This window comes from Shewanella sp. M16 (genome assembly GCF_018224605.1).
GTDB classification, from domain to species: Bacteria; Pseudomonadota; Gammaproteobacteria; order Enterobacterales; family Shewanellaceae; genus Shewanella; species Shewanella oncorhynchi.
On the sequence record NZ_JAGTUL010000148.1, the window covers coordinates 1 to 296 of the forward strand.

At 47.3% G+C, this 296-nt stretch carries 1 tRNA gene; it reads left to right on the forward strand.

Annotation, left to right across the window (positions count from 1 at the left end):
• The first annotated feature begins 51 nt into the window (after window positions 1-51).
• Window positions 52-127 (forward strand) — tRNA-Glu (locus tag KFE26_RS23815).
• Window positions 128-296 lie beyond the last annotated feature (169 nt).

Genomic DNA, 296 nt, shown 5'->3' on the forward strand with positions numbered 1-296 from the left:
CTGAAGTGAATGTGTTACAAAGCTCGGTTACGAGTTAAATCATAAGTCCGGGTCCCCTTCGTCTAGAGGCCTAGGACACCGCCCTTTCACGGCGGTAACAGGGGTTCGAATCCCCTAGGGGATACCATCTATATTTTATAGAGAGTGGTTCCTAGCAAATAACTAACGAGTTGTTTGGTAAGAACAAGGCATTTGCTTCCTAGCCTACTGAAGTGAATGTGTTACAAAGCTCGGTTACGAGTTAAATCATAAGTCCGGGTCCCCTTCGTCTAGAGGCCTAGGACACCGCCCTTTCA